Below are 8,926 nucleotides of genomic sequence, written 5' to 3'. Positions count from 1 at the left end.
CAACTCCATTACGCAGGGGGCTACGTGCACAACCCGGCAACCCAATGACAGCCCGCCTGCGCAACCAACCGAGGCACAGGAGATTGCCGGGATCGACCGGCATTCCCACCCGCTCCACGCGCCCGCCCGCTTGTCGAATGGCCGCGGGGACCACATCTTCGCGGTCGGCCGTCGCCGATGCCGCCATGATCAGCACAAGATCCGCCTCCGAAGAGTCCGCGAGCAAATTGGTTAGAGCCGCTTCATCATGATCGCAGATCCACACATGATTCAAATGTCCGCCAAGCCTCTCGACTCGCTGCCTTATAACGGTTTCGGTCTTGGCGAGAAGCTTGAGGCTTACGCTGCCTAGACTGGTTTGCACGAGATTGACCGAGAGGGGCCCGAATGCAGCTATACGGACCTTGCAACCATCCGCGACTTGCCCCGCTGAGACAAGTTCGGCTCGGGGCACCGCATAGGGAATTATCTTGACGGTGCCTACCACGTCGCCCGCGCGCACCGGCGTCATCGGCGCGACGGCGGCGAATGTGATCGCCTCCGTTGCCCGATTGAGCTTGCCTATGCCGTCGGGTGCATAAACGAGAAGGCCGTTCGTCTCGGCGATCAGATCAGCCCGCCCATGGACGGGAGGTTCGGCGCGGACATGATCTCCGGCCAGCCTCTGCGCAATCGCCATCGCGACATCATTTTCACCAATATCGTCCGTATCGAGCCGAGCAACGGTGAGCGCTTCCAATCCCGCATGCCGGACCGCCGCCAGATCATCGCAATCGAGCACGCGCCCTTTTGGCAAGCGGCGTCCCGGAATCGAGAGGCTATGGGCCAGGATCGCACCCTCGGCCTCTTCCAGCGATACCCGTCCAAACCTCACTTCGAGCTCCGCAAGACTGTCGTCATCTCGGCCAGGATGGAAACGGCGATCTCGGCTGGTCCCGCCGCACCGATTGGGAGCCCTGCCGGCCCATGGATGCGGGCGAGCTCCTTATCCGTGAAGCCGGCGGCGCCGAGCCGCTCGAGCCGGGCAGCATGTGTTTTTCGTGATCCCAATGCGCCGATATAGAAGGCCGGCGAGTTCAGAGCGCGCGCCAGCGCCGGATCATCAAGCTTTGGATCATGCGTCAAACTGACTACCGCGGAGCCGCCGTCCGGGCGCCAACGATCAAGCGCTTCGTCGGGCCAATTCTCGTCTACAGGTTGATCAAATCGGGCAGCCGCCGCGAACATGCCGCGCGGATCGATAACGGTTGTCTCATAGCCCGCAAGGCGCGCCATCGGGACGAGCAGCTGGGCGATATGAACCGCCCCCACGATCGCGAGACGACGGCGCGGAGGATAGAGATTGAAGAACCATTCCTTCAGAGGGGCCGCATTCTCGCGGGTCGCACCGCTTGTCAGATCCGTCGCCAGACCCAGCGGCAAACCCTGCGCCCGTGCATCAACGATACGCTCGATCAGCGCAGGCGGAAAATGTGCCCCATCGACGGTCTGTAACAGGATGGAGATTCGGCCGCCGCAAGCAAGTCCCACCTCCCAGGCCTGCGCGTCAGCCACGCCATAATCCAGGCGACGAAAGCCGCCCCCTGCCGCAATCAATTCGAGAGCCTGAACGATGACGTCGCCTTCGACACAACCGCCGCTGACGGAGCCTTCGAAAATTCCGTCGTCGCGGATCACCAGATGGGATCCCGCCCGCCGAGGCGCCGACCCCCAGGTCTCGATCACTGTGGCAAGCGCGACATGACGGCCCGCCGCAAGCCATAGCGCCGCGGCATCTATCACGACATCCAGGTCATCCGCTGCCTCAGCCATGATCCCATTCTGATCCAAAAAATGCTGAACTTAAAGGATTACGGCCGGAGCGTCCGAAAAATCGGATGCTCCGGCCGTATCCATTCAATGCACCACCGGCTTCATGCCGGCAGAGGAGGGGAGATCCCAGGCCAATCTCGACAGACCAACCCAAGATCCTCCGATCAGCTTTAGAAACGGAAGCTGGTCTTTACTCCGTAGGTGCGTGGCATGGCCGCATACCGAACCGCCGTATCGTACAGGAACGCTACGTTGTTCCAGTAATATTCGTTGGTCAGATTCTTCACCCAGAACTGGACCTGCCATGCATTGTCCGCATCCTGAAGTGCAATGCGAGCATCAACGGTGGTAAACGGCTTGATGTAGGTTACCGCCTTCGTCACCGCATCATGACCGATCGCAGCCTGCGTGCTGCTGTTATAGGTCAGGCTGGCACCCAAATTCACTGCCAGGCTGGCGCCAAGCGGAACGGTATAGTCGGCGTTTGCACTCGCATTCCATTTCGGAGCGAATGGCACCCGGTCGCCGGCAAAGTCAGTAAATACCCCGTCGGAATTCAGACCGGAGTATTTTTTGATCTTCGCGTCGACATAGGTCACCGCGCCACTGAGGTTGAGGCCATCGACCGGCCGCCATACGATGGCCAGCTCACCGCCCTTGACGGTGGACTTAGGCACGTTGTCGAGTGCGAACACGGTGCCGAAAGGCGGCTGATCGAAGAAGCCCCTCAGCTGCTTGTTGCGGTAGTCATAGTAGAAGCCAGCACCGGTGAGCAGCACCGAGCGGTCGAACAGCTCCTGCTTGAAACCCGCTTCGTAGGTAATGACCGATTCCTGAACGACCGGACGATATTGACTGACAGTCGCCGCCGAAATCGTTGGGAAGCTGCCTGCCTTATAGCCCTTGGTCACGTTCGCGTAAAATAGCGAACCAGCCACCGGCTTGAAGTCGACGCCAACCTTCCAGGACAGATTATCCTCATTGAGGTTGGTATCGCCGAGGATGCTCTCAAAGGCATCCGGCCGTTGCCCATTCTCTACACCGATAAGTGGATTGCCGTTGGCATCCGTCAGCGGGTCGATCGCACTGGTGCAGTCACCCGGCTGCAGGGGGGTCGATGCTCCCAGGCCCACCAGGGATCTGGCGAACGTGTGGAGAATGTCGAACAGCCTGCGCTGGGCGTCGTCGCCATGTATCGGGTCGAAATTATTATCAAAGGTACAGCCGACGAAATGGCGCTTGCTGTTCGTATAGCGAAGGCCACCCTTCACCGTGATGGTGTCTGTCACATCGAAATCGACGTTTCCAAAGAACGCATAATTTTCGATCGTCTGCCGGCTGAAATCCGATCCTCTGGAAAATGGCACCGGCAGCAAAGTGCTCGTCCCGTCTATCTGAGAGAAATTCGAGACGATGCTATCTCCATAGGAAGCCTTGCTTAGCTCATAGACTTTGCTGTGCTGATAATTAGCACCGACGGTGACCCGCATGCGCGATGCGGCGTCGTTCGACAGGCGCAATTCCTGGTTGAAGTCACGAATATATCCGTCGTTGGCGACATAATCATAGTCTTGCACCGCAGTGCCGTCATCCGCCGCCCGGCTATTACGCTTATAGTCCGAATAAGAAGTGATCGAGGTCAGGGTCAGATTATCGGTCACGTCATAGTCGGTACGCAGCGCGGCATTATACATTCTGTCGTCACGGAAAGGTTCAGCATCCGCGGACCAATCGGCGGCGCGCGCCTTGCGCGGCGCATATGGCGTCACCAATGTACCCGTTTCGAAATTATAAAGCTGAGGGCTCAAAAATTGCTCCTGCCCCGCCGTGGCAGGACGCAGGAAGATGTACTGCCCGATCTGCGGCTCGCTGCCGTCATGCCAACCACTCAGGCTGGCCATGAAACTGAGTCTATCGGTGGGCTTCCAGTCTAGAGTGATACGGCCAGCGAATTCCCGCCGCTTCCCGAACTCGTCACCTGGACGAGAGAAGTAATTTTTCTGCCACGATCCCGCATAAGTGCTGCGGCCAGCGAGCCGTATATTGAGCGTGTCGGTCACAGGTCCACTGATGAAAGCTTCGCCTTCAACCGTGCTAAATCGTCCATAGCCAAGGCTGAACCCGCTCGTCAGAGTGTCGGTCGGCTTGTTGGCGATGTAGTTGATCGCGCCGCCGGTGGAATTCTGGCCGAACAGAATGCCCTGCGGACCTTTCAGTACCTCAACACGCTCCATGTCCAAACCGACCCCGATGCCGGGCAGCGCGGAGAAGCTGAGAGGCGCCTGGTCGACATAAACGCTAACCGCAGGCGATGCCGCCAGAGCGGTATCGAAATAGCCGACGCCACGCAGCGTGAACACCGGGGTGCCGAATGCCGACCGCGCATAGGTCAGACCCGGGACGGCCTTGGTCAAATCCTGGACGCTGCTGATACCCTGCTTGACGAGCTGATCGCCACTGACCGCCGCAATCGTGAGGCCGACCTTGTTGATCGATTCAGCGCGCTTGCTGGCGGTGACGATGATCTCGCCGGCACCCAGACTTTCACTCTGCGGCGCTTCGGCGGCTGCGGATTGGGCAGCAGGCTGCTCCGCCGGAGCCTCGCTCTGGGCGAATGCGGGCGAACAGAAGCAAAGAAGCGCGACGCCCGATGCGTATAAGTTAATGCCGTGCCGTTTCGTTGTGCTTTCTGGTCTGACAATCATAACCATCCCTCCCTAGATATGACCGAAGTATCGTTTCGCGCTCTTAAACATTTTTTCTTCGGTCGCGTTGAAAAACTATCCGTGTCTCCTGCCCACTTCACTCCGGTGTCAGGACAATTATTTCGTTTCTATTCGGCAGACTGCCGCTCCAACAGCAGCATCATCACCTTCAGAAACCAATATTTCAATGAGAGTTCCATCGCACGGGGCTTCCACCTCGGACGTCACCTTTTCGGTTTCCACCTCATAAAGGATGTCACCGAGAGCAAAGTCTGCGCCCAGCTGTACGTGCCAGCGAGCGATCGTGCCTTCTTCCATGTTCATGCCAAACATCGGCAACTTAAGCGACATCTTCATGCAACGTCTCCATCGCGTACAGCCGCGCGGATCGCAGCCTCAACCATAGCCTCATCAGGGATCACCGCATTTTCGAGATGGGGCGCGAACGGGATCGCCACATCCTGCACGGTGTCCCGGCGCACGGGACCACGCAACGAAGCAAAACCCTGTTCGGCGACGATAGCGGCAATTTCACTTGCGGCGCTGCATGTAGCACGCGCCTCATCGAGGATTACTAGGCGCCCGGTCTTGCGAACCGAGGCCAGGATCAGCTCCTTATCGAGCGGGAAGAGCGTCATCGGATCGACAACTTCGACCTCGATCCCCTCTTCGGACAATGTCGCCGCTGCGCGCATTGCATGACGCACCATCACACCGATCGCGACCACCGTGACATCGCGACCCTCGCGCTTCACCGATCCCTTGCCGAGCGGCACGACATGATCGCCATCGGGCACTTCTCCTTGCTCGCCGCCGCGGCGGGTGGGCAGCAGGAAGAGGACCGGATTATCCTCACGGATGCTGGCCTTCATCAAACCCTTGGCGTCGGCTGGCGTGCTGGGGATCACGACCTTGATGCCGCCAAGGTTCATAACGCCTGGATAGGGTGCATCGGAATGCTGGGCGCCAGATGAGCGGCCGGCACCTGTAGATGCCAGGTAAACGAGCGGCAGCTTGAGCTGGCCCGCCGTCATATAGCGAAGCTTGGCGGCCTGGTTCGCGATGGAGTCAAAGCCGGTATAAAGGAAGTTGCCATACATCATGTGGCAGATCGGGCGATAGCCGGCCGCTGCCATCCCAACCGCCATACCGGTCATGACAACCTCGGAGATTGGCGTGTTGATCACCCGCTTGCCCCCGAACTTGTCGAAGAGGCCGCGTGTATCGCCGAACAAGCCGATCCTGACATCCTCGCCATAGAGGATCACACGATCGTCGCGCTCCATTTCTTCATGAAGCGCTTCGTTGACAGCATGGATGAGGCGCCGCTTAGCCATTGGCGAACATATCCTCAAAAGCACGGGAGACAGGGGGAAGAGGATCATTCAAAGCATCGGTGATGGCGCTTTCGGTAACGCCCTCGACCCTGGCCCGGATAGCGGCCACGTCCTTTTCCAGATCCTCGGAGACGAGAAATTCTTCCAGCCGGCTAATCGGATCGCGCTGCTTCCAGCTCTCGACTTCTTCCTGGGTGCGATAAGGCGCTGCAAGGAAGCTTTCTTCGGATTCGACATGAGTCCGCCAGCGATAGGTACGAGCCTCGATGAGCGTGGCCCCTTCGCCTGAGCGCGCCCGCGCAACCGCCTCGCCAACGACCCGCCATACGGCGTGGACGTCATTGCCGTCGACCAGCGCGCCGGGCATGCCAAACGGTTCGGCGCGGCGCCAGATATCGCCAGCGTTCACCGTCTCATAAGGGGAGAATTGAGAAAATCCGTTATTCTCGCAGACCAGCAACAGTGGAAGCTTCCACAGGGCGGCGATGTTCAGCGCCTCGGAAATGACGCCCTGGCTGGACGCACCGTCACCGAAAAACACCACGGCAACCCGGCCCTCGCCGTCAAGCTGCGCGCCGAGTGCCGCACCGACCGCGAGCCCTACGCCACCGCCGACAATGCCGTTGGCGCCCAATATGCCCTTCGAGACGTCGGCAACATGCATCGAGCCGCCCTTGCCGTGGCAAATGCCGGTCTCTTTGCCCATGAGCTCCGCCGCCATAGCGCGCGGATCTCCGCCCTTCGCCAGGAAGTGACCGTGCCCGCGATGAGTGCTGGCAACCCAGTCGCTGTCGTCAAGATGTGCGCAGACGCCGGTGGCCACCGCTTCCTGGCCAATATAAAGATGCACATTGCCAGGAAGTTCGCCGGCTTTCCCGAGGTCACCAAGCCGCTCCTCCATCCTGCGGATAAGCAGCATGCGCTCAAAAAGCTGTAATGACCGTTGAAGGTCCGGACCATTCATAAGGACGCCTCCGTGGGCTGAGCCTGCGCAACCAGGCGATCACGCAGGATATTCTTCTGGACTTTGCCCGAAGCCGTGCGCGGAAACGCGTCGACCATCTCCACGCGCTCCGGCCATTTCTGTCGCGCTAGCCCTTGCTCCCCGAGGAAGCTGCCAATGTCGGCGACGGAAACGGGCGCATCCGCAATCACATAGGCGCAGACCCCTTCACCCAGCCTTTCATGCGGCATCGCCACCACTGCGACGTCGGTGATTGCAGGATAGCGATGCAGCGCATCTTCGATTTCCTGAGGGCTGATATTCTCGCCCCCGCGCACGATAACATCCTTTTTACGGCCGCTCACCGCCAGGAAATCGCCAAATTCGATCCGTCCGAGATCACCCGTGCGGAAGAAGCCGTCCTGATCGAACGCATCGTCCGTCAGCGCTTGATCGGTATAGCCCAGCATCACCTCCGGGCCGCGAACAAGGATCTCTCCTTCCGCCCCCTCGCCCAGCAACGCTCCCGTCGCTTCGTCGATGATCCGCACTTCATTGTTGACGATGCGCCCGTCCGTGGTCGCGCCAAGCTCAAGCTCTTCGACGCCCCGGACACCCAGCGTGACCGTTGGCGCCTCGCTGCTTCCGAAGGCGCGCGATATGGCGCACCCCGGGATCGCCTGCGCCGCCCGGCGCACAAGTTCCGGCGCAACCGGCGCCCCGCCGCAGATAAACAAACGCATCGTGGGGAGCAGAGCCCCGGCCGACACGACCGTATCCGTAAGTTCCCTGAGGAAGGGAGTTGCGCCAACGCTCATCGTTACGCCGTGCCGCTTGATCAGCTCGACCGCCTCAGAGGCGTCCCATCGCTCCATCAACACCGCGGCACAGCCGGTGACGAAACCCATTTCGAGCGCGTAAAGATAGCCGGTTATATGCGTAACCGGCGAGGGCATCAGCACCACATCGCTCGCACCAAGGCCCCAATAGTCCCGAGCGGCAAGGAGCTCGGCCATTAAGCTATTGTGGCTGTGCAGAACGCCCTTGGGATGGCTTGTCGTGCCCGATGTATAGAGCAGCAGCTTGACGGCATTGGGATCGGGATGGCCGCTTGCCACGTCAGGCGCGTTTGAAGCGAGAAGCTCCTCATAACCAAGACAGCCCTCCGCCTCACCCCGGACGGTAACGATGGTGGCAAGATCGGGAAGGCCCGCCTGAAGCGCGCGCGCCATATTGACATAATCGAAGCGGCTCTGTTGCAAAGATTGGCGGCAGTCAGAGGTAGGCTGTCGCTCTGCGCCGATCAGGCGGCTGCTGCGAAATGGTGGTTGAGCATGCCCATGGCCTCCGTCAGCGCCGAGGGCCCAATGCCAAAAGCTCTCTCCACAAGGCGCACCTCGCCCCTGATGCCGGGCTGCAGGCACCAGGGGCGAGCCTGTCCTTTGCGCAGGGCTCGCATGACTTCGAATCCCTTGATCGTGGCATAGGCCGTGGGGATCGATTTGAAACCGCGCACCGGCTTGATCAGTATCTTGAGCTTTCCGTGATCGGCCTCGATCACGTTATTGAGATACTTCACCTGCCGGTGGGCCGTCTCCCGGTCCAGCTTTCCTTCGCGCTTCAATTCGGTGATCGCTGCACCATAGCTCGGCGCTTTGTCGGTATTGAGCGTGGCAGGCTTTTCCCAGTGCTTCAGGCCTCGCAGGGCCTTGCCCAGGAACCGCTTCGCTGCCTTGGCGCTGCGGGTCGGCGACAGGTAGAAATCGATCGTGTCGCCCCGCTTGTCGACTGCCCGGTACAGGTAGGTCCACTTGCCCCGCACCTTGACGTAGGTTTCATCCAGGCGCCAGCTCGGATCAAAGCCACGCCGCCAGAACCAGCGCAGCCGCTTCTCCATCTCCGGGGCGTAGCACTGGACCCAGCGATAGATCGTCGTATGGTCGACCGAAATGCCGCGTTCCGCCAGCATTTCCTCAAGGTCGCGATAGCTGATCGGATAGCGACAATACCAGCGCACCGCCCACAGGATCACATCACCCTGGAAATGGCGCCACTTGAAATCCGTCATCGTTCCGTCCGTCCAATCTCCGCCAAGCATGCTCAAGCTTCACGATTTTTGCAACAGAGCC

8 protein-coding genes are annotated in these 8,926 nt (G+C 59.9%); all 8 read right to left on the bottom strand.

What is annotated here, in order from left to right:
- A partial coding sequence (locus L288_RS35300; RefSeq protein WP_236613041.1) for a molybdopterin-binding protein occupies window positions 1-796 on the bottom strand: 796 nt, incomplete at its 3' end.
- A 74-nt stretch (window positions 797-870) separates the two neighbouring features.
- A complete protein-coding gene (locus tag L288_RS35295; protein ID WP_007682022.1) occupies window positions 871-1,812 on the bottom strand; it encodes an XdhC family protein in 942 nt (313 codons plus the stop codon).
- Window positions 1,813-1,982: 170 nt separating this feature from the next.
- Entirely contained in the window at window positions 1,983-4,517 is a 2,535-nt protein-coding gene (locus tag L288_RS35290) for a TonB-dependent receptor (RefSeq protein ID WP_021238876.1), read from the bottom strand.
- A gap of 117 nt (window positions 4,518-4,634) precedes the next feature.
- A complete protein-coding gene (locus L288_RS35285) occupies window positions 4,635-4,874 on the bottom strand; it encodes a lipoyl domain-containing protein (RefSeq protein WP_007682525.1) in 240 nt (79 codons plus the stop codon).
- A complete protein-coding gene (locus L288_RS35280; RefSeq protein WP_020818090.1) occupies window positions 4,871-5,854 on the bottom strand; it encodes an alpha-ketoacid dehydrogenase subunit beta in 984 nt (327 codons plus the stop codon). The genes L288_RS35285 and L288_RS35280 overlap by 4 nt, the downstream gene beginning before the upstream one ends.
- A complete protein-coding gene (locus tag L288_RS35275) occupies window positions 5,847-6,818 on the bottom strand; it encodes a thiamine pyrophosphate-dependent dehydrogenase E1 component subunit alpha (RefSeq protein WP_021244803.1) in 972 nt (323 codons plus the stop codon). Before L288_RS35275 ends, L288_RS35280 begins: the two co-directional genes overlap by 8 nt.
- On the bottom strand, window positions 6,815-8,059 hold the full coding sequence (locus L288_RS35270) for an AMP-binding protein (protein WP_021238875.1): 1,245 nt from the start codon (window positions 8,057-8,059) through the stop codon (window positions 6,815-6,817). Before L288_RS35270 ends, L288_RS35275 begins: the two co-directional genes overlap by 4 nt.
- 41 nt (window positions 8,060-8,100) lie before the next feature.
- On the bottom strand, window positions 8,101-8,865 hold the full coding sequence (locus tag L288_RS35265) for an IS6-like element IS6100 family transposase (protein WP_001389365.1): 765 nt from the start codon (window positions 8,863-8,865) through the stop codon (window positions 8,101-8,103).
- Window positions 8,866-8,926: the final 61 nt, after the last annotated feature.

Origin of the sequence: Sphingobium quisquiliarum P25, assembly GCF_000445065.1 — a bacterium.
Classification (GTDB): domain Bacteria; phylum Pseudomonadota; class Alphaproteobacteria; order Sphingomonadales; family Sphingomonadaceae; genus Sphingobium; species Sphingobium quisquiliarum.
The sequence above is the reverse complement of the archived record's forward strand: the minus strand, read 5'-3'. Positions and strand labels throughout refer to the sequence as shown.